Origin of the sequence: Lachnoclostridium sp. An118 (genome assembly GCF_002160985.1) — a bacterium.
Lineage (GTDB): Bacteria > Bacillota > Clostridia > Lachnospirales > Lachnospiraceae > Claveliimonas > Claveliimonas stercoravium.
This window is the reverse complement of the sequence record NZ_NFLQ01000015.1, coordinates 32,228-57,623: the sequence shown is the minus strand read 5'-3', so window position 1 is coordinate 57,623 and position 25,396 is coordinate 32,228. Positions and strand designations below refer to the sequence as shown.

General features: G+C 52.3%; 17 protein-coding genes and 1 riboswitch. Of the genes, 3 read left to right on the top strand and 14 right to left on the bottom strand.

Going from position 1 to position 25,396, the window contains the following annotated elements; translation table 11 throughout:
- Nucleotides 1-15 precede the first annotated feature (15 nt).
- The gene (gene tdh, locus B5E62_RS12565; protein ID WP_087174923.1) at nucleotides 16-1,080 is read right to left on the bottom strand and encodes an L-threonine 3-dehydrogenase; all 1,065 of its coding nucleotides are present in this window, start codon (nucleotides 1,078-1,080) and stop codon (nucleotides 16-18) included.
- A gap of 331 nt (nucleotides 1,081-1,411) precedes the next feature.
- Here tdh and sstT point away from each other — a divergent pair, with 331 nt between their 5' ends.
- Nucleotides 1,412-2,677 carry a serine/threonine transporter SstT gene (sstT, locus tag B5E62_RS12560; protein WP_087174893.1) on the top strand — a complete coding sequence of 422 codons (1,266 nt, stop codon included), beginning with the start codon at nucleotides 1,412-1,414 and terminating at the stop codon, nucleotides 2,675-2,677.
- Nucleotides 2,678-3,088: 411 nt separating this feature from the next.
- Here the strand turns inward: sstT and B5E62_RS12555 are convergent, their stop codons facing one another.
- The 5 genes from B5E62_RS12555 to B5E62_RS12540 form a co-directional block, all read right to left on the bottom strand.
- Complete coding sequence (locus B5E62_RS12555) at nucleotides 3,089-4,480, bottom strand: glycine--tRNA ligase (protein ID WP_087174892.1); 1,392 nt, start codon at nucleotides 4,478-4,480, stop codon at nucleotides 3,089-3,091.
- A 65-nt stretch (nucleotides 4,481-4,545) separates the two neighbouring features.
- Nucleotides 4,546-5,292 carry a DNA repair protein RecO gene (gene recO, locus B5E62_RS12550; protein WP_087174922.1) on the bottom strand — a complete coding sequence of 249 codons (747 nt, stop codon included), beginning with the start codon at nucleotides 5,290-5,292 and terminating at the stop codon, nucleotides 4,546-4,548.
- Complete coding sequence (locus B5E62_RS16805) at nucleotides 5,240-5,425, bottom strand: hypothetical protein (protein WP_143468869.1); 186 nt, start codon at nucleotides 5,423-5,425, stop codon at nucleotides 5,240-5,242. The genes recO and B5E62_RS16805 overlap by 53 nt, the downstream gene beginning before the upstream one ends.
- Before the next feature lie 55 nt (nucleotides 5,426-5,480).
- On the bottom strand, nucleotides 5,481-6,377 hold the full coding sequence (gene era / locus B5E62_RS12545) for a GTPase Era (protein ID WP_033124373.1): 897 nt from the start codon (nucleotides 6,375-6,377) through the stop codon (nucleotides 5,481-5,483).
- 100 nt (nucleotides 6,378-6,477) lie between these two features.
- Nucleotides 6,478-9,399 (bottom strand): insulinase family protein, encoded by a 2,922-nt coding sequence (locus B5E62_RS12540; protein ID WP_087174891.1) that lies wholly within the window; start codon nucleotides 9,397-9,399, stop codon nucleotides 6,478-6,480.
- A gap of 174 nt (nucleotides 9,400-9,573) precedes the next feature.
- On the opposite strand from B5E62_RS12540, the gene B5E62_RS12535 reads away from it, so the two are divergent.
- The gene (locus B5E62_RS12535) at nucleotides 9,574-10,110 is read left to right on the top strand and encodes a GNAT family N-acetyltransferase (RefSeq protein ID WP_087174890.1); all 537 of its coding nucleotides are present in this window, start codon (nucleotides 9,574-9,576) and stop codon (nucleotides 10,108-10,110) included.
- 96 nt (nucleotides 10,111-10,206) lie between these two features.
- Here B5E62_RS12535 and B5E62_RS12530 read toward each other — a convergent pair whose 3' ends face one another.
- From B5E62_RS12530 to B5E62_RS12520, 3 genes are read right to left on the bottom strand one after another with little or no spacing between them, the layout of a single operon-like run.
- Nucleotides 10,207-10,767, bottom strand: a complete 561-nt coding sequence (locus B5E62_RS12530) for a chorismate mutase (protein ID WP_087174889.1) — start codon at nucleotides 10,765-10,767, stop codon at nucleotides 10,207-10,209.
- 55 nt (nucleotides 10,768-10,822) lie between these two features.
- Nucleotides 10,823-12,085, bottom strand: coding sequence for an FAD-dependent oxidoreductase (locus B5E62_RS12525; protein ID WP_087174888.1), 1,263 nt, complete (start codon nucleotides 12,083-12,085; stop codon nucleotides 10,823-10,825).
- A gap of 40 nt (nucleotides 12,086-12,125) precedes the next feature.
- A complete protein-coding gene (locus B5E62_RS12520) occupies nucleotides 12,126-13,589 on the bottom strand; it encodes an SLC13 family permease (protein WP_087174887.1) in 1,464 nt (487 codons plus the stop codon).
- Nucleotides 13,590-13,745: 156 nt separating this feature from the next.
- On the opposite strand from B5E62_RS12520, the gene B5E62_RS12515 reads away from it, so the two are divergent.
- Nucleotides 13,746-14,633, top strand: a complete 888-nt coding sequence (locus tag B5E62_RS12515) for a LysR family transcriptional regulator (RefSeq protein ID WP_087174886.1) — start codon at nucleotides 13,746-13,748, stop codon at nucleotides 14,631-14,633.
- 55 nt (nucleotides 14,634-14,688) lie between these two features.
- Here B5E62_RS12515 and B5E62_RS12510 read toward each other — a convergent pair whose 3' ends face one another.
- The 5 genes from B5E62_RS12510 to B5E62_RS12490 all read right to left on the bottom strand — a co-directional run bounded on the left by B5E62_RS12510 (nucleotide 14,689) and on the right by B5E62_RS12490 (nucleotide 25,367).
- A complete protein-coding gene (locus tag B5E62_RS12510; protein WP_087174885.1) occupies nucleotides 14,689-16,308 on the bottom strand; it encodes a Na+/H+ antiporter NhaC family protein in 1,620 nt (539 codons plus the stop codon).
- A 171-nt stretch (nucleotides 16,309-16,479) separates the two neighbouring features.
- A riboswitch (Lysine riboswitch) is annotated at nucleotides 16,480-16,650 on the bottom strand.
- 263 nt (nucleotides 16,651-16,913) lie between these two features.
- Complete coding sequence (nifJ, locus tag B5E62_RS12505; protein ID WP_087174884.1) at nucleotides 16,914-20,453, bottom strand: pyruvate:ferredoxin (flavodoxin) oxidoreductase; 3,540 nt, start codon at nucleotides 20,451-20,453, stop codon at nucleotides 16,914-16,916.
- Between the two features lie 92 nt (nucleotides 20,454-20,545).
- Nucleotides 20,546-21,424: a prolipoprotein diacylglyceryl transferase gene (lgt, locus tag B5E62_RS12500; protein ID WP_087174883.1), complete on the bottom strand. Its 879-nt coding sequence runs from the start codon at nucleotides 21,422-21,424 to the stop codon at nucleotides 20,546-20,548.
- Nucleotides 21,425-21,454: 30 nt separating this feature from the next.
- Entirely contained in the window at nucleotides 21,455-22,555 is a 1,101-nt protein-coding gene (gene ychF / locus B5E62_RS12495) for a redox-regulated ATPase YchF (protein WP_087174882.1), read from the bottom strand.
- A 358-nt stretch (nucleotides 22,556-22,913) separates the two neighbouring features.
- Nucleotides 22,914-25,367 (bottom strand): glycoside hydrolase family 3 C-terminal domain-containing protein, encoded by a 2,454-nt coding sequence (locus tag B5E62_RS12490; protein WP_442911358.1) that lies wholly within the window; start codon nucleotides 25,365-25,367, stop codon nucleotides 22,914-22,916.
- Between the last annotated feature and the right edge of the window lie 29 nt (nucleotides 25,368-25,396).

Genomic DNA, 25,396 nt, shown 5'->3' with positions numbered 1-25,396 from the left:
CCCCAGGACCGGCGATCAGTCATTTACATGGGCCCAGTCCAGGATCACCTTGCCGGACTCTCCGGAAATCATCGCCTCAAATCCCTTGCGGTAATCTTTGATGTCGAAATGGTGCGTGATAATGCCGCTGATATCCAGACCAGCCTGAAGCATAGTGGACATCTTGTACCATGTATCCCATACCTTTCTTCCATAAATACCGCGCAGGTTCAGTCCGTTGAAGATGACGGTCTCCAGATCCACCTTGGCATCTGTCCTCTGCAGTCCGAGAAGCGCGATCTTGCCGCCGTGCTTCATATTGTGGATCATATCGTGGAGCGCTGCCTGGGAACCGGACATCTCAAGACCAACGTCAAAGCCCTCTGTCATTCCGATCTCTTTCATAACATCCGGAAGCTTTTCTTTGCCCAGATCAACTACCCTGGTAGCACCCAGCTTCTTTGCCAGGTCGAGACGGTACTCGTTGAAATCTGTCACCACCACGTGTCTTGCGCCCGCAAATTTTACGATAGCTGCTGCCATGATACCGATGGGGCCTGCGCCTGCCACCAGTACATCCTCACCCAGCACGTCATAGGAAAGAGCTGTGTGGGTCGCATTTCCAAAGGGATCGAAAATCGCATACATCTCTTCCGGTATATTAGGATTGCAGGGCCATACGTTGGAAGCCGGGATGACCAGATACTCCGCAAACGCTCCGTTGCGGTTTACACCCACACCCTTGGCATCCTTGCAGTTTTCCTTGTGTCCTTCCAGACAGTTGCGGCATTTTCCACATGTGATATGTCCTTCTCCGGACACCAGGTCACCGATATTAAATCCGCGAACGCCTTCCCCTGTCTCCACGACTTCCCCAACATACTCGTGGCCGGCCGTAAGACCAATGGGAATCGTATGCTGTGCCCAGTCATTCCACTGCCAGATATGTACGTCTGTCCCGCAGATCGCTGTCTTGTGGATCTTGATCTTCACATCATTCGGTCCTACCTCCGGTATGGGTACTCGCTTCATCCAGAGTCCCTCTTCCGGTTTCTCCTTGACAAGCGCCCACATCATTCCATCATTTTTTCCTTCTCCCATGATATACATACCTCCATATTCTATCAATTACTGCCCCGTTTTTATAGAAATATTCTATAAAAAATAGCGGCAGCCTGCCTTTGTTTATTATAGCACTCCTGGCCAGTGACTACAATTATATATTGACAAATTTTATGCATTTTGCATTATTTTAATTGTTAATCTTATAACATTTTTGTAAGATTTATTCTACTTTTTACAAGTTTTTTCACTTTTTCTATAGCATTATTGATGATAATATGCGATAATAAGTCCTATCAGGAAATACAGCAACTGAAATCATGAGAGAAAGAGAGGAGAAGCAGATCCAAACATATCTGCGAAAAAAAGTATGAAAAATCTAATCAAAAAATGGAACAGCATCAGTCTTGTAACGCGTATCATCTGCGGATTGATCATCGGTATCATCCTGGGGCTTGCTGTTCCACAGGCAACCGGCATTTCCATTCTCGGAGATCTGTTCGTTGGGGCGCTCCGCGGCGTTGCACCCGTCCTGGTATTCTTCCTGGTCATGAGTGCACTGTGCCACATGGGCGAAGGACAGAAGACCAACATGAAGGCCATCGTGATCCTCTACTGCCTGGGCAACCTTCTGGCCGCTCTGGTAGCTGTGATCGCGCACTATATCTTCCCGGTCACCGTAACCTTCTCCGAGAACACTGCTACAAGTGATGTAGCTCCCCCGAGCGGCGTTGTAGAAGTGCTGACCAACCTTCTGATGAACCTGGTGGACAATCCGGTGAATGCCATCGTGAACGCCAACTACATCGGCATCCTGGCATGGGCCATCATCTTCGGCGTAGCCCTCAAGAAGGCCGGCCCCGGCACGAAAAAAGCCCTGGAGGATATCTCCGAGGCCGTTTCCGTTGCCGTGCAGTGGGTTATCAGCTGTGCTCCCTTCGGTATCATGGGCCTGATCTTCGGCACCATCTCCGAGCAGGGACTGGGTGCACTTGTAGAGTACGGAAAGCTGATCGCTGTTCTGGTTGGCAGTATGGCGGTTGTCGCTTTTATCATCAACCCGCTTGTTACATTTATATGTGTGCGCAAAAATCCATACCCGCTCGTGTTCACCTGCTTAAAAGAGAGCTTTATCACGGCGTTCTTCACAAGAAGCTCTGCCGCCAATATCCCGGTCAACATGGAGCTCTGTAAGAAGCTGAACCTGGATGAGGATACATATTCTATCTCCATCCCGCTGGGATCCACAGTCAACATGGCCGGAGCCGCTATCACGATCTCCACCATGGCGCTGGCAGCAGCGACAACACTGGACATCCAGGTATCCTTCGGATCCGCTCTGATCATGTGCGTACTGGCAGCAGCAAGTGCGGCCGGAGCTTCCGGCGTGGCCGGCGGTTCCCTTCTGCTGATCCCGCTCGCCTGCAGCCTCTTCGGCATCCCGAACGATATCGCTATGCAGGTTGTCGGCGTAGGCTTCATCATCGGCGTTATCCAGGATTCCTGCGAGACAGGTATCAACTCTTCCACAGATGTTCTCTACACAGCCTGTGCGGAGTTCCGCGACAGACGGCTTCACCCTGAGAACTACGTTGGAAAGCCGGAAGCTCGCTTCAAAGTTCCTAAGAACAAATAAGATAATACAGACAAGTAAATATACGGCAAGTAGAATAGGGTGCCGCCCGATCATCAGATCAGAGGATCGGGCGGCACCCTTGTTCTGTTTATGGAAAAATCAAGAGAGTATCCCTCTGTTTGTGGACATACTCCTGGTTCAGAAAAGATACGAAAGGGTTCTTCCTGCCAGCAGCCACATAAAGTTGACATCCGCTCACACGCCGTCTCAACCCTTCTGGATAAATAAATGTTCTGGGAAACTTATTGTATTTTTTGATATTGCTCATATCTGATGATACCATGGATCACGACCTTTGGAGTCCGTTTTCTATTTTAAGCACAAAAAAGGAGCATTGCTCCACAGATGAATGACTCATCTATTTTGCAACACTCCTTTTCTTATCAACTCTTTTTACTTTCTGCTGCTGTCTTACCATTCAAATTTCTTTTCGAAATATTTCTCCAGATCCTCGATCTTCACTCTCTCCTGCTCCATGGTATCTCTGTCGCGGACAGTCACTGCGCCATCCTCCTCCGACTCGAAATCATAGGTCACGCAGTAGGGCGTTCCAATCTCATCCTGACGGCGGTAACGCTTTCCGATATTGCCCCGCTCGTCAAACTCACAGTTGTACTTTTTGCAGAGCTTCGCATAAACCTTTTCAGCTCCCTCGCTCAGCTTTTTAGAGAGAGGCAGCACACCGATCTTCACGGGTGCGATCGCCGGGTGGAAATGAAGGACCGTGCGCATGTCTCCGCCCTCCAGCTCCTCCTCATCGTAGGCGCTGCACAGGAAGGCAAGGACCATCCTGTCTGCTCCCAGGGAAGGCTCGATGACATAGGGAATATATTTTTCTTTCTTCTCATCGTCAAAGTAAGTCAGATCCTGCTTGGAAACCTCCTGATGCTGGCTCAGGTCGTAATCTGTCCTGTCAGCGATACCCCAGAGCTCACCCCATCCGAAGGGGAAGAGAAATTCCACATCCGTGGTCGCACGGCTGTAGAAGCACAGCTCCTCAGGTGAATGGTCTCTCGGACGGATTTCTTCATCCTTGATCCCAAGTGTCTTCAGCCAGTCAAGACAGTATTTCTTCCAGTAAGCGTGCCATTCAAGGTCCGTTCCCGGTTCACAGAAGAATTCCAGCTCCATCTGCTCAAATTCTCTTGTACGGAAGATAAAGTTTCCGGGTGTGATCTCATTTCGGAAGGATTTTCCGATCTGGCAGATACCAAACGGGATCTTCTTCCTGGATGTACGCTGCACATTCTTAAAGTTTACAAAAATACCCTGGGCTGTCTCCGGCCGCAGATACACAGTATTTTTAGCGTCCTCTGTCACTCCCTGGAAGGTCTTGAACATGAGATTGAACTCCCGTATCTCTGTAAAATTATGTTTTCCGCAGGACGGGCATGGAACACTGTGTTCCTTGATGAAGGCCTCCATCTGCTCGTGACTCCATCCATCAATGGTAGGGCCGATGTCAATGCCGTTCTCCTGGGCAAAGTCTTCGATCATCTTGTCCGCGCGAAATCTCTCATGGCACTCTTTACAATCCATCAGGGGATCGCTGAAGCCGCCCAGATGCCCGGATGCCACCCATGTCTGGGGATTCATCAGGATTGCACAATCCACACCTACATTGTATGGATTTTCCTGGACAAATTTCTGCCACCATGCCCTCTTTACGTTGTTTTTCAGTTCCACGCCAAGATTTCCATAGTCCCATGTATTTGCAAGACCGCCGTAAATCTCAGACCCCGGATAGACAAAACCTCTTGATTTCGCAAGGGCCACGATCTTGTCCATTGTCTTTTCAACCATTTTTCTTCCTCTCCTTTATATAGTTCTGGATAATGTCAATATTATACCGTTAACCACCGCAGTTTTCAAGCCCCGATCATCTGCTCCAGTATATCCAGCGACTTAAAATGGCGGTCCACATAGATTTCCATGTACCTTTTCATGATCAGGCCCAGCTCACCCAACACCTTCTCCGAGACAGCAAAAGTGTACAGCTTTTCAATGCTGGAAGTCTCGATGTACTGCATCGTGTAGAGGGTGGATGGGTCCATGGGCAGACAGTCCGCGCTGAGGTGCCGGCACCCGTCACATACCAGGCCGCCCTTAAGGGGGCTGAAGGAGCTGCCCTCCGCATTTTTCCTGCAGACTACACAGTGGAAAACATCCGGTCCTTCTCCGTTAATGGTAATGGACTTCAGCTCATATATGTACCGTATCAGTTTATCAGGGATGGACTTCTTGGCCAGGGCCCGGAGGGTCTGATAGAGCAGCTTCAGGAGCTGGGTCTCATCATTCGCCTCCCGTGCATAGTAGTTGGCAATGTCCATAAAATAGAACCCGTAGCAGGCTCCCTCCACGTCCATCCGCAGCTCCGCAAAGTAGTTGGAGATAGAGGCGGATACCAGCGTGTAGGAGGTGCGCCCCTCATACAGGGAAAAGCTGCCAAAGGAGAAGGGTTCAGTCGCACCTGCCAGGAGGCTGTTTGGCCTGCGCGCCCCCCTGGCAAATGCGGCAATCTTGCCCCGCTCCTTTGTCAGCAGCACGACCCGCTTATCATATTCACCGATAGGAGTGGTCAAAAGGACCATCCCTGTCAACATTATCTGCTCCACTTTTCTCCTCTCCCATCCCGGCCACAGCGCTGTCATACTTCTGCATGATCTCCATGCATCTTTCCATTCCCTTGTACTCGAGATAGTCTTTGACCGCTCCCGAGCGCATGAACCTGTCCCAGTATCCTTCCATTGTATCACCTCATCCTGTTCCTGATGAGGTTAGCATCTCCTCTGGACAGTTCTTTTTATTCATCCTCCCGGTATCCAAAATTTTTCATCAGGTATTCACTGTCTCTCCAGTCCTTTTTCACCTTCACCCAGAGCTTCAGATTTACCTGGCATCCCAGCATTTTCTCAATTTCGTACCGGGCTGTGCTGCCGATCTTTTTCAACATATTTCCTTGTTTTCCAATGATTATCCCCTTGTGGCTGTCCCGCTCGCAGATAATGGTAGCATCGATGTGCATGACCTTCCTGTTTTTTTTCATGCTCTCTATCGTCACGGCGATGCCGTGGGGGATTTCTTCATTTAAGCAGTGAAGGGCCTTCTCCCTTATCAGTTCAGCCACGATCTGGCGCTCCGGCTGGTCTGTGATGGTGTCCTCATCGTAGAACTGCGGGCCAAAGGGCAGGTATTTCATGATCACCTTCAGGAGCTCATCCGTATTTTCTCCGCTCCTGGCAGATACAGGCACGATTTCGGCAAAATCGTAGAGGTCCTTGTAGGCGGCGATAGCAGGGAGCACGTCCTCCTTCTTTACCATATCCACCTTGTTGATCACAAGGATCACCGGTGTTGTCACCTTCCGGAGCTGGTCCGCAATGTGCTTTTCACCTGCCCCGATAAACGTGGTGGGCTCCACGAGCCAGAGCACCACGTCCACCTCGTTCAGGGTGCGCTCAGCGATATTGACCATATACTCGCCCAGCTTGTTCTTCGCCTTATGTATGCCCGGCGTGTCCACAAAGATGATCTGGCCCTCCTCCGTGGTCAGCACGGTCTGTATCCTGTTCCTCGTAGTCTGGGGCTTGTTGGATGTTATCGCAATCTTCTGGCCGATCAGATAGTTCATGAGCGTTGATTTCCCGACATTTGGGCGACCTATGAGAGTCGCAAAACCCGATTTAAAATTGTCTGTCATATTAACTCCTTTTACTCCATTTCACAGGGGATCGCGCACAATTGCGCACCAGTTAGTGTTAATCCGGACGTAACACTTTTTAAAAGTGTTACGTCCCCTGTTAAAAGTTTGTCACACTGTCAAACATGTCCCTGTTTTCCTCAATTTTCTCCTCGCTTCCGATGACGCAGATCTGGTCCGCCGCCAGCATAGCCTCCACAACGCCTGCCAGAGCCCGGATATCCTCCTGGGTGGCGTCCAGCACCTGGGCCCGTTCTGCCCGTATCATCTCAGCGCTGACATGGTTCATATAAAGGTTCATGGACCTGTCTCCCTTGGCCGCCGGGGTCATAGGCTGATCCAGATTGCTGATGGTACCTATGATATATTTGTTCATATCCCGGTCGCTGACTGTGAAGCTTCTCAGATAGTCCGCAACACCCTCGTACACGTCCATGGTGCGCTTTAAATGAGGATCACGATAAGAGACCAGATATCCCTCCCCGATCCGGTTAAAGCTGCTCATGCAGCCGTAGGCACCGCCCTTGACGCGGATATTCTGCCACAGGTAGTCGTAGCTCAGGATCACCTTCAGTATCTGCAGGGCCCCTGTGTAGGACGCCCCGTGGTCGATGAAGTTGCCGGTGCGGGCCACATACTGGACCTTGGAGGCTGTCCTGAAGCCCTCGTTCTTCTTCTGGCAGTGGATCACGCAGGGCGTCCCCTGCGCCTCCCCGGCGAAGAGGCTCTCCTTCATCTCTCCTGCCAGCTCCTCCATCCCTTCCAGTCCTTCCCGGGAGGCGGTGTAGCTGACCATCATATTGTCTCCCCGGAAGATATGGCGGGTCAGGGTCTCAAGGGTCCGGGTCAGGTCCTCTTTTCTCTCCTCAAAGTGGTCTGTCAGGTCTGCCACGAACTGATAGAACTCAATGCCGTTTGTCATATCCTTGAATTTCGCCGAGGGCGAGGCGTAGGACAGTGCCCGCAGGGCGGCCGTGGTGTGTCCCGAGGACTGGAACCGCATGAGGAGCCGGGATTTCAGCATATCCAGTATCTCCCTGATCCGCTTTGTATCCTCCAGTTTTGACCCGGTCAGGATCTCCCTCATCATGCGGAAGGCAAAGGGGAGCTGGCCGTACATAGCCTTTGCCTTGATCTCAAAGGTGGCCCGGAATGCCTTCTCCTCCACTCTTGTCACATCGTTGTAGAGCTCCAGGGATGTGCCGATACCGCCGGTGTGGCTGTTGATCTCGTTGAACAGTTCCCCGTATCCGTAGTTCTCCGTGTCGATAATGCCCAGCACGGACTGAAGGATACCCACATACCCCAGCAGTTCCTCCGGCACATCCGAAAGATCAAACATCAGATCCACATAGCCGATCCCGTTGGTCCAGGTCTCGTGGAACACAGCAGGCACACCGGCAAGTGTCATCTCCTCGTTGATGATGGGCGCAATCTCCCGGGAAATATCCGTCCTCTGCAGCACGGGGATCTTCTCAATATCCTCCGGCCTGTCCGGCTGGGACTGGTAGTCCTCCAGCTCTTTGGTCTGCTCCACCAAGCGCTCTTTCTGGGCATCGCTGAGGCTGTCCTTGAGGGCCTCCAGCTTCTCCTCCAGCTCCCTGTCCATCCTGGCCGTGCGGCCCTTCTCCGGCTTCACCACGACAATGGCCCCGTGAGTGTTGTCCAGCAGGTATTTCCGGATCAGCTCCTCATAGTACCCTGTTCCCACCTGACTTTTCAGGAACGCAAATGTATCCAGGGCATCAATGTGCATAAATGGCTCGTTTTCATCGTAGAGCCAGCTGTCCATCATCTGCAGCCCGTACATAAGTCCCTTGGGATAGCTGCCGAAGTCCGCCTCCCTGTACCGGAATTCATGGTAGTTGATCCCCGCCTCCAAGGCTTTCTTGTCTATGCCTTTGTCCGCTGCATCTGTCAGCACCTCTTCGATGATGCGGATAAATTCCTCTTTCTGCTCCGCGTTGGCATTTTTGGCAACAACAGAGAAGATGGGCTGGTAGATGCCGTTGTCGTAGGAGCCCATGATGTCCTTTCCGATACCGGCGTCTGTCAGCGCCTTCTTGAGGGGCGCTCCCGGCGCGGACAGAAGAGCGTAATCCAGGATCTGGAAAGCCAGATACAGCTCTTTGTCCAGGCTGGTGCCGATCACTTTATTGTAAGAGAGGTAGGTGTTATCCTCCTCCGGTTCATCGCTTGCGATGGAGTAGGGGATCTCCTTTTCCACCATCCTGTCAAAAGGCTTCTGCAGACGGATGGCCGAGTCCACCGGCTCATTCTCATAGGCGCTCAGATATTCCGCATCCAGCCAGTTCAGCTTCTCCTCCATGTCCATATCCCCGTAGAGGTAAATGTAGCTGTTGGACGGATGGTAATATCTCCGGTGAAAATCCAGGAACTGCCCGTAGGTCAGCTCCGGGATCACCTCCGGGTCCCCGCCGGACTCATTGGCGTAGGAGGTGTCCGGGAACAGGGTATTCAGCACCACTCTGTCCAGCACACCCTCAGGTGAGGAAAAGGCCCCCTTCATCTCATTGTACACGACCCCGTTGTAGGTCAGCTTCCCGTCCTTCTCCTCCAGACGGTAGCTCCACCCCTCCTGGCGGAAGATCTCATCGTGCTCGTAAATATTCGGATACAGCACAGCGTCCATATACACATGCATCAGGTTCTGGAAATCCCTGTCATTGCAGCTGGCCACCGGATAGACCGTCTTGTCCGGGTAGGTCATGGCATTTAGAAATGTGTTCAGGGAGCCCTTCACCAGCTCCACAAAAGGATCCTTTGCCGGAAAATGCTTTGACCCGCACAGGACCGAGTGCTCCATGATATGAGGCACCCCGGTGCTGTCTGAAGGCGGTGTGCGGAAGGCGATGCTGAACACTTTGTTATCATCGTCATTTTCGATGAGGACCACTCTTGCTCCGCTCCTCCTGTGTCTTAAGAGGTAGCCCGTGGATCTGAGCCCCTCCAGCTCCTCCCGTCGGATCAGCTCATATGCTCTGCAGTTTTTTATCTCCATACTATCTATCCCCGTTTCTTCTTTGATCTCTTTTTATCTGAACATATATTATAGCAGTTTTCCCGCAAATAAGAAAGCTAATCATCTCTTTTTACCCCCCTGACCAGATGAAAAAAATCTCAGGATGTGCTATAGTCAGGGCAGATTGAAAAAAGCAGATCGGAGGATATACAAATGACAGCATTCAGACATTCCACACCGGATGATATGGAAGAGATCATGGAAATCACAGAGCGGGCCCGCACCTTTCTCAGGTCCCAGGGACTGGACCAGTGGCAGAAGGGCTACCCGGACAGGCAGACCTTCCTCTCGGACACAGCCACAGGCTTTGGCTATGTGCTGGAGGAGGAGGGGCATATCGCCGCCGTGTGCGCTGTCACCTTCACCGAAGACGCGTCCTACGGGGAAATTTACGGCGGACAGTGGCTGACCCAAAACAGGGACGGAAAAGCACCCGCCTACGCTGCCATCCACCGCATGGCCGTGAACGCCTCTCTGCGGGGGAGAGGGTATGCGGGCCGTCTCTTTGAGGAGGTCGCTGCCCTGGCCCGGGAAAGCGGCATGGACAGCATCCGCATCGACACCCACGAGGGAAATCTGCCCATGCAGAGGGCCCTTGAGAAATCCGGCTTCGCCCGCTGCGGCACCATCTTCCTGAAAGGCGGGGCTGAGGACGGAGACCCGAGGATCGCCTTTGAGAAGCTTCTCTAAAAATATCGCCCGGAACAGGAAAAGAACCCGGAAGAGCTGCTCGCAGCCCCGCCGGGTTCCCTTGCTTTCACGCTGTCCATTCCAGACGGACAGCCACTATTTTACTGCCAGGATCTTAAAATCGTCCGCCTCTTTGCCAATCTGGCAGAGGAGGCGCCTCATGTTGCTCTCCTTCAGATTCCCGTCCAGAGTCATGGTGATCTTCTGTACTCCGCCCTCTGTAGACAGATTCATGCTGTCTATGGCAATCTTGTTCAGCTTTGTCATATTGATGAACAGATTGAGATCGCTGGTCGCCGCCGGGCAGGTAAAGGATATCTCCACCCGCGTGTGGGCGGCATTTTTATCCACGCCTGCCGCAGCCGCAGCGCCATCCACCACTGCGTCCTGCATGGCTGTCAGCTTGCCGTACTGGTATCTTCTGCTGACGCTCATAAGATGGCGCAGGAATGTAACATACTCATCGTAAACTTCCTTGTCCACATCCCCGGCTCTCTTCTCGATAATGGAAAGTTCTCTCTCGAGGACGAACACATCGCCCCCTGTCTGGGCCTTCACCTCGGCCACTTTTTTTGCACATTCCATTCTCTTCAAAAACAAAGGTTTCATCTGTGTATCCACAGCGTCAATATCCGCGCGAGCTTCCTCAAGTGTCATGATCCGTCTCCTTCCCTGTCTCTTTTATATAATTTCGTACTTCTTTACAACCGTGTTACAGAAGCGCTCCCTGCTTCTCCAACTCCGCGCGCACCGCCTCTGCCGGAGCCTCACCGTGAAGCGCCTGGCAGGCCGCCGCCACGCCTGCTGCATGCCCGGTAGCAAAGCATGTTCCCATGACCCGGACCGCCGCGTGGGCTGTCTGCTCGGAGGACACCATCCTTCCGGCACCGTAGAGATTGTCCAGGCTCTCGCACTGGAGAGCGCCCAGTGGCACGTCAAACCAGCTTCCCTCAGACACCTCGATGTAGGTTCCCATCTTGTTGGCATCCATGTGGATCTCCGGCTTCCATCCGGCCCTGGCCACACCATCGGGCCGCTTTCTCCTTCCCAGCACATCCTCTGCCGTGATGATCTCCTTGCCCTTCATCCGCCTCGTCTCCCGGAAGCCGATGGCCGGGCCGATGACTGTCAGCTCACAGTCCTCCATGCCGTGGAGATACTTTTTAAAGGCCTCCACGTAGTAGAGCACCTGTCTTCTCGTATCCAGCTCCATTTTCGTGAGCTCCTCGCAGTCCAGGCCTGCGGGGATGGTGCTGGGAAGCAGGACTGCCACCTGATCCGAGCCTTCCCTTTTCAGGATGAAGCCCTTCTCCTTTGTCAGGTGGGGAATACCATCCTCCTTTGCCCGTATGACTGCCTTCTCCACCGCCTGAGGCGTCAGGTCACAGGAGGTGTCCACGCCGCTTAAGCGGAAGGGAAGCGTGGCCGCCTGCACATTCCCGTTTTCATCTCCCCAGAGCGTCGGAGCGCCCGCCAGGTGGACCACATTGGCGTCTCCGGTCGTGTCCACAAACGCCTTTGCCTCCACCAGGAAGCCCCCCTCATCGTCCACGCATTCAAGGGCTGTCACTGCCCGCTCCTCCGCGCAAACGCCTGTGATCCTTGTGTGGAAAAAGCAGGTGACGCCGGTCTTTTCCAGCACATTGTCCATGGCGCACTTCAGATACTCCGGATGAAAATTGACATTTTTATTTCCCGTGGCAGAGACAACATAGTTCCAGGAGCTTTCGCTGAGAGCCTTCATCTCTTTCAGGATCAGCTCTCCCGCTCCTTCCACGACCCGAACCGGGTTTCCGCCGCAGGTGAAAAATCCGCAGAAGGCAGCCACGCCGGAATGGGTGGCCTCGCCTCCAAGGTAAGGATTTCTCTCAATAAGCAGTGTCTTTGCCCCTGCCATGGCAGCTCCGGCGGCGGCAGCAACTCCTGCCGTCCCGCCGCCTGCCACGACTACATCATACTGATATTTTCTTTTCATGTGAATTTCTCCTCTCACACAACAGATATCCTTTTATCTCCTATGCAATGAACAGAGATCCAAGCGGGTATGCGATAAAGCTGAGCACCAGGATACCTGCGATGGCAAACAGTCCGCCCCACACGAACATGGACTTGGTGTCTGTCCATCCTGAACCAATGGCAACCGTGTTCACCGTACTCTGTCCTGCCGGCGTCATGTTGCAGATCGCCGCCGCAAAGCCTACCATACATACAACAGCGCCCACATTCACGGAACCTGCCGGAAGGGCTGTCAGGACAGACAGGGCAACCGCGCTAACAACTGTTGTGGTAACGATATTGGACGAGAAGTTGGTCTCGATAACCGCCCATGTCATGAAGAACAGGATCAGTCCGATCACGGGGAGGTTTGCTGTCAGAGGCTCAAGCGCACCTGTCAGCCAGGAGCTGATGCCTACGTCCTCGTTTGTCAGGCAAGAGCCAAGCTGCGTGGCTGCCGCTGTCATCAGTACGCTGCCCCAGAGGACCCCCTTGCTGACAGTCTCTTTAAAGTTCATGATGCTCTCGCCGTTCACACGCACAACGAACAGGATGATGCATCCAAGAAGCGGAGGCATGGCTGTTGACCAGCTGTTGACGGTCTCGTAGAACTCCGGAAGCACATTCTGCACAAGGCTGGGAGCCACCCAGAGAAATACGGTGAGGGCCATAACGCCAAGTATCACTTTCTCTTTGAAATCCGCCGCCGGAACAGTTCCGCGAAGACTCATGGCCTTATCCGGCTGGATGTCCTTCATATCGTCCGGACGGTAGATAAATTTAAATATCAGGATCAGGATCACGATCAGGATGATACCTGTGGGAATACCCATAGCCATGTACTGGAACTGGTTTACATCATTTCCCGTAGCCGCTGTGTAGTACCCGATGGCCATTGTGGGCCACACATGGCCGATGGCTGTCATACCGGAGGAAAGGCTGATGCAGAAAGCAGAGCCCATCATGATCATATTTCCGGCCTTGCCGCCCTTCTTAAGTCCCAGTACCTGGTAGATATCCTCCAGGAAGGGCATGAAGGCCACGAACAGTACGGACGGGGAAATAAAAAGTCCCATAAACGTCACAGCCGCAAGCAGGAAACACACAAAATACCAGGGTCCTTTTCTTGCGATCCTGTTTGTGATAAAATAAATGGTACAGCGACGCACAAAGTTGGTCTTGGAAAGCGGATATACCAGCATGAAGGTAAACAGCAGGAAGGCTACCGTTGTATTGCCGAACGCCCCTGCAAATGTACCGGAAAATCCGAATATCGGGATCAGTCCCAGAGCCAGCAGCGTGATCATACTGGGCCAGTCAATGGAAATCCCGATCCACATGATGAGTGAACCGAAAAATACACCCAGCACAGCCCATGCGTCTTCGGAAAGTCCTCCCATGGCCGGCATAAACCGGGAGCCTATGATGACTACAAGGGCAAGTACCAGGAATGCAGTGTCTTTTACGCTTTTCTTGTTTTGCATTGTCATTCTCCTCTCATTCCTATTACTTTATTACTTTGATGTATTAAATTACTGTTATATTATAAACAATCTCGTGCTATTTGTAAAGAATTAATATATTATAATACCAATAGGTTTTTCTTATACCATAATCCATTCATAAAGGAGGTCATTCCCATGCAGATCCAGCAGATGCGCTATGTGCTTGCCGCCGCGGAAAAAAAGAGCTTTTCAGCGGCAGCCAAAGCTTTATTCCTCTCCCAGCCCTCCCTGTCCCAGCAGATCCTCCATCTGGAAAAAGAGCTGGGGGTCTCCCTCTTTGTCCGCCACTCCAAGTCCGTCTCCCTCACCGAGGCAGGGGAGCAGTTCGTCACAGCGGCCCGGCGGATCCTCAATGAAGTAGACCAGCTTGCAGAAAACATGAAAAAATACAGTATCCTGGAGGCAGGGACGCTGCGCATCGGCATGCTCTGGATCGCGGGATATCTCCAGCTTCCCAGAGTGATCACCGATTACCACCAGCTCTTTCCGCTGATCAGCTACCAGCTCCATGTGGACGGCAGCAACACTCTGATGCGCATGCTGGCCGCCCGGCAGCTCAACGCCGTTTTCGTCATCGCATCCGACGACCTTTCGGACAGCGAGGACTTCTACTGCCACAAGATCATGGAAGACCATTATGTGGCCGTTATGTCACAGGCCAATCCGCTTTCCGGAAAAGACACCCTCTGCATCCGGGATCTGGACGGGGCAGACATTCTGATGCCTGCAAAGGAATCCGCCTTTCGCAAGGATATTGAGCAGGTCTTTGCCCGTTTCCAGGCAGTCCCCAATGTTCTCTGCGAGACCAGCCAGTCTGACATTGTCATGCAGCTCGCTGCCCAGAATCTTGCCGTGGGCTTTGCCTCACGCTCCATTGCGGAAAGGCTCCTCGTGCCGGGATGCCGCATCGTTCCTCTGGAAGTCAGTCTGTCCCGCACCATCTACTACGTAACCTTAAAAGAGCTTCTGGATACCCCCGCCGTCCGGTCTTTCACTGATTTTGTAAAGTCCTATCCGTTTTAAAAAGCGGGGCTGTGCCGTCAAGGCACAGCCCCGCTTTTCTTTTATCAGCAGAAGCCTATCCTTCCTCTTTTCCGTAAATATGTCTCAGCACAAGCAGCACTCCCAGTGTAAGTACGATACCTGCCGGAAGAGCGATCCAGGCTGTCTGCACAAACCCGGCAATGATGTAGGTCACAAACGAGATGGCCGCCACTGTGATCGCGTAGGGAAGCTGCGTCGTGACATGGTTCACATGGTTGCACTGGGCTCCCGCTGACGACATGATCGTGGTGTCCGAGATGGGCGAGCAGTGGTCGCCGCACACAGCACCTGCCATGCAGGCGGAGATGGAGATGATCATCATGGTCTCGTTCTGTCCCTGGAAGACAGCCACAACAATGGGGATCAGGATACCGAATGTTCCCCAGGATGTTCCTGTGGCAAAGGCGAGTCCGCATCCTACCAGGAATACGATGGCGGGCAGGAAATTCATCAGCCCGTCCGCACTGGACCTCACAAGCTCGGACACAAATACGTCCGCTCCCAGACTGTCTGTCATCGCCTTCAGCGACCACGCAAAGGTCAGGATCAGTATGGCCGGAACCATGGCCTTAAATCCGTCAGGCACACAGGACATGCACTCTCCAAACCGTATCACCCTGCGCGCCATGTAAAAAACGATCGTGATCACGTAGGCAAAAAAGCTTCCCAGCACAAGACCCACAGAGGCATCGCTCTGAGAGAAGGAGGTGACAAAGTCCGTTCCGGAGAAGAAGCCTCCTGTGTATATCATTCCTATAACACAGCAGATGATCAGCACAACGATCGGAAATACAAGGTCGATGACCCTTCCCTTGCCCTCCACGATTTCCTTTTCCGCATCTGCGTAGGGCCGGTCCGGCGTAGTATATATATCTCCCTTGATCGCGTTATCCTCATGAAGCCTCATGGAACCGTAGTCCACCTTAAGAACAGCCAGACCGATCATCATGACAATAGTGAGCAGTGCGTAGAAGTTGTATGGGATAGCCCGGATAAAAATGGAAAATCCATCCTCTCCCTCCACAAATCCCGTCACAGCTGCAGCCCAGGAAGAAATCGGCGCTATGATGCACACCGGAGCCGCAGTGGCATCTATCAGATAGGCCAGCTTTGCCCTGGATATCTGATGCTTGTCCGTCACCGGCCGCATGACACTTCCTACTGTGAGGCAGTTAAAGTAGTCATCGATAAAAATGAGCACACCGAGGAGGATCGTGGAGAGCTGAGCGCCTGTCCTTGTTTTGATGTGGTCCTTGGCCCACTCTCCGAAGGCGGCTGAACCGCCCACCTTGTTCATCATGCACACCATGATACCGAGGATGACAAGGAACACGATGATCCCCACATTGTAGCTGTCCGAGAGCACCGAGATGATGCCTCCCTGGAATACATGTGTGATGGTCCCCTCAAATGTGAATCCCGAATAAAAAATACCGCCGATCAGGATCCCGATAAACAGGGAGCTGTACACTTCCTTTGTGATCAGCGCCAGCACAATGGCCACGAGGGGCGGAAGCAGGGACCACGGCGTGGCAAACAGCTGCGGGACATACTCTTCTCCCTCCTCAGCCGCAAAAGCCAGGAGCGGACTGCAGGCCACGAAGAGCATGACCAAGGAGAGCGTCCACAAAATCTTTCTTTTTACATTTCTCATAAGTACCTTCCTCTCTCATACAAAGACTTCTCGAGGGGACCCAAAGGGCTTCCCCGCAAAAACAAAAATACCATGAATAAGCGCTGCGTGCACTCATTCATGGCATGTCAAACCAAGGTCAGATATACTGCCTTCCCGCCGACAGGACAGTGTATGTTCCTCATCCATTGATACTATGATAGCGCTCCACAGTTGTGACAGTCCGCAGGATCTTCTCCGTACGGCCCAGGGAACCCACTCCGGGCAGCTGTTCCCTTCGGCAGAGTCCCCTTTCCCTGTGCGGCAGTCCTCCCGGGACCATGGCCGCGCGGTACTGATGGACACTGCGCCTCTATCCAGTCTTACTTATCCATATATACATTTCTATCATCTTTGGCCGGGAAAGTCAACCGTTATTTCCACATCCACACTGTAAATCTGACGAAAACCCGTCCTGCATGGATCACCACGGGTGCCTCAGGGCGCATTCCGGGATGGCAGGCACTCGCCAGGGTACCGGACAGGCCCGGACTTTGGCTTTCCGTCATCACAAAAGCGGCCAGCAGACGGTTGTCCGCCTGCTGGCCGCAGCTTTATCTCTGTCTGATCTGTTTTACAGAACCTTCTTATTCCTCTGTTCCGTACAGGGTAACGAGCTTCTTCAGGTAGTCGTATCTCTCTTTTGCCTCCTGCTCGTTCTTTGCAAACAGGACCTTTGCCTTCTCCGGGTTGGATCTTACAAGTGAATTGTAACGAACCTCGCCGTTCAGGAACTCCTGGTATCCTTCCATCTTAGGCTCTTTGCTGTCCAGAGTGAACTTCGCACCCTCTGCTGCCGGGTTGAACCGGAAGTTGTTCCAGTATCCGCACTCTACAGCCAGCTGCTCCTCTGTCTGGGCTTTGCTCATGCCCTTCTTGATACCGTGGTTGATACACGGAGCGTATGCGATGATAAGAGACGGTCCCGGATATGCCTCAGCCTCGGAGATGGCCTTTACAGTCTGGTTGAAGTCAGCTCCCATGGCGATCTGAGCAACATATACGTATCCGTAGCTCATGGCGATGCCGGCCAGGTCTTTCTTCTTTGTCTCTTTTCCGCCTGCTGCGAACTGAGCAACCGCGCCTGTCTTTGTAGCCTTGGAGGACTGTCCGCCTGTGTTGGAGTAAACCTCTGTATCGAATACCATGATGTTGATATCCTTGCCGCTTGCAAGTACGTGGTCAACACCGCCGAATCCGATATCGTAAGCCCATCCGTCACCACCGAAGATCCACTGGGATTTCTTGGACAGGAAGTCTTTGTTGTTCACGATTTCCCTGCATACTTCGCAGTCGCATCCTTCCAGAGCTTTTACAAGGTTGTCTGTAGCAGTTCCGTTTGTAGCGCCGCATCCGTATGTGTCAAGCCACTCTTTGCATGCAGCTTTCACTTCCTCAGAAGCTTTGTCGGACTCCATAACAGACTCAACTTTTGTCTTCAGACCTGCTCTGATCGTGTTCTGAGCCAGCAGCATACCATATCCGAACTCTGCGTTGTCCTCGAACAGGGAGTTGTCCCATGCCGGTCCCTTGCCTTCCGGTGTTACCGTGTAAGGTGTGGACGGTGAGGAGTTACCCCAGATGGAGGAGCATCCTGTAGCGTTGGCAATGTACATTCTGTCACCAAAGAGCTGTGTGATCAGTTTTGCGTAAGGTGTCTCGCCACATCCTGCACATGCGCCTGAGAACTCAAGCAGCGGCTGTTTGAACTGAGAACCTTTTACTGTATTTTCTTTGAATTTTGCTACTACTTCCGGTTTTACAGGAATCTCTCTTCCGAAGTCGAATCCTGTCTGGCATCCTGCGTTCTCTTCCATGTTTGCCATAACGAGAGCCTTCTCGCCCTTCTTGCCCGGGCAGACATTTGCACAGGAACCGCATCCTGTACAGTCGTAAGCTGATACAGTGATGGCGAACTTCATGCCAGGCATGCCGATCATATCGATCGTGTCAAATCCTTCCGGAGCCTTGGCTGCCTCTTCCTCTGTCAGCGCTACCGGGCGGATAACTGCGTGCGGACATACATACGCACAGCGGTTACACTGGATACAGTTCTCTGACTTCCATACCGGGATGTCTACTGCGATACCGCGCTTCTCGTATGCAGATGTACCGGACGGTGTGGAACCGTCTACGTAATCCTTGAAGGCAGATACAGGCAGTGTATTTCCTTCCTGAGCATTTACCTTGGACTGGATATTCTTAACGAAGTCTACGACCTCTGTCCTTCCGCCCTTAACCTCAGGTGTGAATAATCCTTCATCTGCACAGTCTTTCCAGCTCTCGGGAACTGTCACTTCGTGCACCTGTTTTGCACCTGCATCGATGGCATCGTAGTTCATCTGTACGATCTTGTCACCTTTTCTTCCGTAGGTAGCCTTTGCAGCGGCCTTCATCAGGTCGATGGCTTCCTCTTCCGGAATGATGGCAGCCAGTTTGAAGAATGCAGACTGAAGGACTGTGTTGATACGTCCGCCAAGTCCGATCTCCTTACCGATCTTGATACCGTCGATCGTGTAGAATTTGATGTTGTGGTTAGCGATGAATGCTTTCACCTGTCCCGGAAGGTGTTTCTCCAGTCCTTCCATATCCCACGGGCAGTTCAGAAGGAATGTTCCTCCGTCTACCAGCTCCTGTACCATGTTGTACTTGTTGATGTAGGACGGGTTGTGGCATGCAACAAAGTTAGCCTTCTTGATCAGATATGTGGATTTGATCGGCTTCTTACCAAAACGAAGGTGAGACATTGTCACACCGCCGGACTTCTTGGAGTCATAGTCAAAGTAAGCCTGTGCGTACATATCTGTGTTGTCACCAATGATCTTGATGGAGTTCTTGTTCGCTCCTACAGTACCGTCGGCTCCAAGTCCCCAGAACTTACAGTTGATGGTTCCTTCCGGAGTTGTAACAAGCTGCTCGCCCTCTTCCAGGGAAAGTCCTGTCACATCGTCCACGATACCGATCGTGAATTTCTCTTTTTCTGTGTTATTGTATACAGCAACGATCTGTGCCGGTGTTGTATCCTTGGAGCCTAATCCGTAACGTCCGGAAAGTACCGGAACTGCGTCGAATTTTGTTCCCTTTAATGCAGCGACAACATCCAGCCACAGAGGCTCGCCGAGAGCTCCCGGCTCTTTTGTCCTGTCTAATACAGAGATTGTCTTAACTGTATCCGGGATCGCATCGATCAGTGCCTGTGCGCTGAACGGTCTGTACAGACGTACTTTTACAAGGCCGACTTTCTGGCCTGCCGCGAGCAGGTAGTCAACTGTCTCCTCGATCGTGTCGCATACAGAGCCCATAGCGATGATGACTTTCTCTGCATCCTCTGCTCCGTAGTAGTTGAACAGCTTGTAGTCTGTGCCGATCTTGGCGTTAACCTTGTCCATGTACTCCTGAACGATAGCCGGCATAGCTGTGTAGTACGGGTTGCTTGCCTCTCTTGCCTGGAAGAAGATATCCGGGTTCTGAGCGGAACCTCTCTGGCACGGATGGTTCGGGTTCAGAGCGTGTTTTCTGAACGCATCGATGGCATCCATATCTACCAGGTCCTTCAGGTCCTCGTAATCCCATGTCTCGATCTTCTGGATCTCGTGAGATGTACGGAAGCCGTCAAAGAAGTTGATGAAAGGAATGCGTCCCTTGATAGCTGCGCAGTGTGCAACCGGTGTCAGGTCCATAACTTCCTGTACGCTGGACTCGCAGAGCATTGCGCATCCGGTCTGACGACAGGCATAAACGTCTGAGTGATCACCGAAGATAGAAAGCGCGTGGCTTGCAAGTGCACGGGCAGATACGTTGAACACGCCCGGGAGCTGCTCGCCGGCGATCTTGTAAAGGTTGGGGATCATAAGAAGCAGACCCTGGGAAGCTGTATAAGTAGTAGTCAGGGCACCTGCTGCCAGTGATCCGTGAACAGCACCTGCTGCGCCGGCCTCTGACTGCATCTCTGTAACCTGCACTTCCTGTCCAAAGATGTTCTTTCTTCCCTGTGTCGCCCACTCGTCTGTGGCCTCTGCCATAACGGATGAAGGCGTGATCGGGTAAATAGCTGCAACGTCTGTATATGCGTATGACGCATGAGCTGCCGCATGATTACCATCCATGGTCTTCATTTTTCTTGCCATTTTCTTGTTCCTCCTTAGATTTTTGAAAAATAATAATTTAATTTTTCACATATATCTTTATTATAGACCGTGCCATTTTAAAAGTCCAGATTTTACCCTGTTTTCTTTTGTTTCTTTTTTGGTACAAGCCCCTTTCTCCCGCACACGATCCAGACTGCGGATACCACCACCAGCACGCCTGCCAGCACCTGGGACACCGGGATCTCCGTGCCCGGTATCCACAGCTGGTCCGTCCTGAGTCCCTCGATCCAGAACCGGCCGGCTCCGTAGCCCGCCAGGTACAGGAGAAAGATCTCACCCTCAAACTTCTTGTGAGTCCGATACAGGAGCAGGAGCACCAGCACCATGAGGCACCAGAGAGACTCATACAGGAAGGTGGGGTGGACCTGGATGTAGGACACCCCGTCCACCACATCCATGTGCTCCCGGATCTTCTCCGTCACGTCCGATGAGCGCACCGCGTCCAGAGGCAGCCTCATGGCAAGGGGTCCGTCGGTATAGTCTCCGAAGGCCTCCCGGTTAAAGAAGTTGCCCCATCTGCCGATCATCTGTCCGGTCACAAGCCCCAGCACCGCCGTGTCCAGGAGCCGGGCCACAGGCAGTTTTTTCACCTTTGCCACCACAAACACGGTGATCACCGCCGCTATGACGCCGCCGTAGATGGCCAGGCCGCCGTGTCGGGTGTTGAATATCTCCAGCAGATCGTCCTTATACATATCCCAGGCAAAGATGACATAGTAGAGCCTGGCCCCGATGATCCCGAATATGATGGCAAAGATGGCCAGGTCCAGGTAGTCCTCCTGGTTCTGGCCTGTCCTCTTCGCCTCCATCATGGCCATACCGATGCCCGCCAGCATGCCGATCCCGATCACAATGCCGTAGTAGGCAAAATCAAAACCGAACACGGTCACCGTCTTTCCCACGTTTTCCAGGTGGATGCCAATATTGGGGAATTCAATTGAAGTGTGCATGATACATCTTGTCCTTTCCCGTCTGTCTCTCTACACATTGAAACGGAACAGCATGATATCTCCGTCCTTGACCACGTAGTCCTTTCCCTCCAGGCGGACCAGCCCCTTCTCCTTCGCCGCATTGTGGGAGCCGCAGGCGATCAGGTCGTCGTAGGCCACCACCTCGGCCCGGATAAATCCTCTCTCAAAGTCAGAGTGGATCTTGCCGGCAGCCTGGGGCGCTTTTGTACCGTTCTTGATCGTCCATGCCCGCACTTCCGGCTCCCCTGCCGTCAGATAGCTGATAAGTCCAAGGAGACGGTAGCTTGCCTTGATAAGCTTTTCAAGGCCGGACTCGGAGAGCCCCAGATCCTCCAGGAACATCTTCTTCTCGTCATCGTCCAGCTCCGCGATCTCCTGCTCGATCTGGGCGCACACAACGAACACCTCGCAGCCTTCTTTGTCCGCGTACTCCCTCACCGCCTGCACGCCGGCGTTGGAGGCGCCGTCGTCAGCCAGGTCGTCCTCCGCCACATTGGCGGCAAAGATCACCGGCTTCCAGGTGAGAAGGTTGTAGCTCTCCAGCCACTCCTGCTCCTCCTCGTCCTCAGCCCCGTCAAAGCTCTTGGCCAGCTTACCCTCCTCCAGGTGGGCTTTTATCTTCTCCAGGAGCTTCAGCTCCTTGGCCGCCGTCTTGTCATTTCTGGCCACCTTTGTGGTCTTGGCGATGCGCCGCTCCAGGATCTCCAGATCTGAGAATACAAGTTCCAGATTGATGGTCTCGATGTCGCGGAGCGGATCAATGCTTCCATCCACGTGGACAATATTGCTGTCCTCAAAGCAGCGCACCACATGCACGATGGCGTCCACCTCCCGGATGTTGGCCAGGAACTGGTTCCCGAGGCCCTCTCCCTTTGAGGCTCCTTTGACAAGCCCTGCGATGTCTACAAATTCAATGGCCGCCGGGATGATCTTCTTTGTGTGATACATCTCTCCCAGCACGTTCAGCCTCTCGTCAGGCACTGTCACCACGCCCACGTTGGGGTCGATGGTGCAGAAGGGGTAGTTTGCGGACTCCGCCCCCGCCTTTGTCAGTGAATTAAATAATGTGCTCTTGCCCACGTTGGGCAGGCCTACGATTCCTAATTTCATATATCTCTACATCTCCTTTATTTTTCTTGTATTTACAAGGCTTTCTTCGGTGGCACAACACCATATTTACACAATTTTCGCATGGATATACGCCGAGTTATATGTCAGAATACCCGATTCCTTTCCCCAGGCGGAAAAGGTTCCACTGCAACACTCAGATTATATCACAGTGACCTTAAACCCTCAAGAGTATAGTCGTCAGATTACAAGACTCTGACTGATGTACTCTTCAAATTCTTTACGTGTTACCAATTTTCTGTACCACAAAAAAGCCGCTGACAGGTAAGATCCCTTCATTGGAATTCTTTCCCGCCAGCGGTTTCTCATGAAATATCTGTTTTAACTTCCGGAAACCTTCCTACGCATCCTCACTTAATTTTTTTACTAATGATATGATCCTTCCTGCGCATTCACGGATCTTTTGTTCTGTCAGATCACCCCGTGCATACGCCTGCCGGATATTCTCATCATCATCACTATTTCCCGGCATGATGATATCATTTCCGGCATCGGCACATTTCCACGGGATACTTCCGTCCTCCGGTACTGTTGTATTCCAATCCGACATGATCACGCCTTCAAATCCCCATTCCTTTCGTGCGACAACCGTACACAAGTCGTAACTGTTCGCCGCATGGACGCCGTTGATCAGATTGTATGATGACATGATTGCCGCCGGTGTACTCTCTTTTACCGCAATCTCAAACCCGCGCAAGTATATCTCACGCAGCGCCCGCTCTGAAACACAGGAGTCCACTCCCATTCTGTTATCCTCCTGATTGTTGCAGGCAAAATGTTTGACCGTCACACCACATCCTGTTTGCTCCTGAACACCCCTGGTGACTGCGGATGCAAGTACGCCTGTCAGAAGCGGATCTTCCGAAAAATATTCAAAATTTCTCCCGCAGAGAGGATTTCTCTGGATATTCATACCGGGTGCCAGCCAGAGATCTATATGGAATTCTCTCATTTCTTCCGCAACTGCACGTCCGAACTCGCAGAGCAGGTCGGTATCCCATGTCTGCGCCAAAGCAGTGCCTACCGGAAACGCCGTACAATACTGATAGTAAGTGTCCGCGTTTTCATAAATTTCCTCTGATTCCAGAAAACCGTTTTCCAGAGAACCTAAAACGCCGGCGCTGTGAACAGAGTCTGTCTCCCTGTCAACCTGGTAACTCTGTCTGAGCCTCAGACCTGCCGGTCCGTCCGCCATGATCAGAGAACGGATATCATATTTTCCCTCCAGTGATTCTGTTGTCTCGCCCGCCGAACCGGGTACACGGATTCCGGCTGATCCAAGTGTACTGGCTCCTGCTGTAATATTACCGTACAGAAGCGGGATCAGTTCCTCCACAGAATACTGTTCTTCTGCCGGTGATACATACTGAATTTCCGGTTGGCTGCATGGCACAAATTCATATACCGGTATCGTTTTTTTCTTTTCTTCCTCCGCTCTGCTTTCACTGTTTCCGAAACTGTCCCGACATAGTTCTTCAAACGGCTCTTTTCGGGGACAGATCCGGTGCGTTCTCTCCAGAACCACTTCCCGGGGGACTGTGAGATAAGCCGAGAGCACAGCAGAATCCAGACTGTTTCCCACCCATATACCGTATGTTCCTGCTTCCACGATCCACGCCTGCCGCTCTTCAGAAAATACGGCAAGCTGCTTCTGCCGGATCTCCACAACTACTTCCCGGCTCTCTCCCGGCATCAGACGGTCTGTCTTTGCAAATCCCGCAAGTCTTCGGCTCTCTTTTTCAATTCTGCCCTGAGGAAAAGATACATATACCTGCACCACTTCCCTGCCGGCATAGCTTTGTCCTGTATTTGTGACCGCGACCCGTGCCTGAACAGAAGATTTTTCCGTCTGCAGGACACGGAATGCCAAGCCGAACGATGTATAGGAGAGTCCGTATCCGAAAGAAAACAGCGGCTTTACGCCAAAACTGTCAAAGTAACGGTACCCCACATAGATACCTTCCCTGTACTCTTCTTTTTCCAGATCTCCGTTGAGATAGCTGTATGTATCTGAGAAAGGGTAGTCCTCATACTGCCGGGCCCATGTTGCCGTAAGTTTTCCTTCCGGCACCGCCCTGCCGAAAAGAATATCCGCAACAGCGTGTCCACCTTCCTGCCCCGGCTGGGAAATGTTCAGAACCGCACGGATATTCTCCGTTTCCTGAAGGATATCCGTAAGCTCAACCGGACCGCCGGAGTTCAATATCAAAATCAGAGGAATATGAAACCTGTCAAGGTACAATATATCCTCCCTCTCTCTGCTGCTCAGATAATAATCTCCCTTTTCAATGCGCCGGTCTTTCCCTTCTCCGGAGATCCTGCTTATCACATAAACCGCGGCAGCGGCTCCCTTCAGATCCGTTTCCTGAATTCTGCGTCCGTCCGGAAGAGAAAACGGATTCGCCGCGTAGGCATCAAATGGATTCTGTACATGACGCACATCCTCCAGTATCTTTTCTTTCCACTCTTCTCTGGCTTCTTTATAACGTTTATCATAATCCTGGATCCAGTCCTCATTTGTAACCACTGCTCCGGCTTCTTTTATTCCTCTGTAAACAGAAATACTGTTCCTGTTATTTACATCGCCGGATCCTATGCCGCCTTTTACTGTCTTCCCGGCGCCGCTGCCGAACAGGGCGATGGGATCAGACGTCTTCAGCGGGAGCATCCCCTCGTTTTTAAGAAGCACGATTCCTTCCGCCGCCGCTCTTCTCGCCAACGCGCTGTGTCTTTTCTCACGTTCAGACAGTTCCTGTTTCAGACTGCCGCTGTGTATCTGTTTTTTCATTATCATACCCCGTTATCTATTATAATTTTTTATAT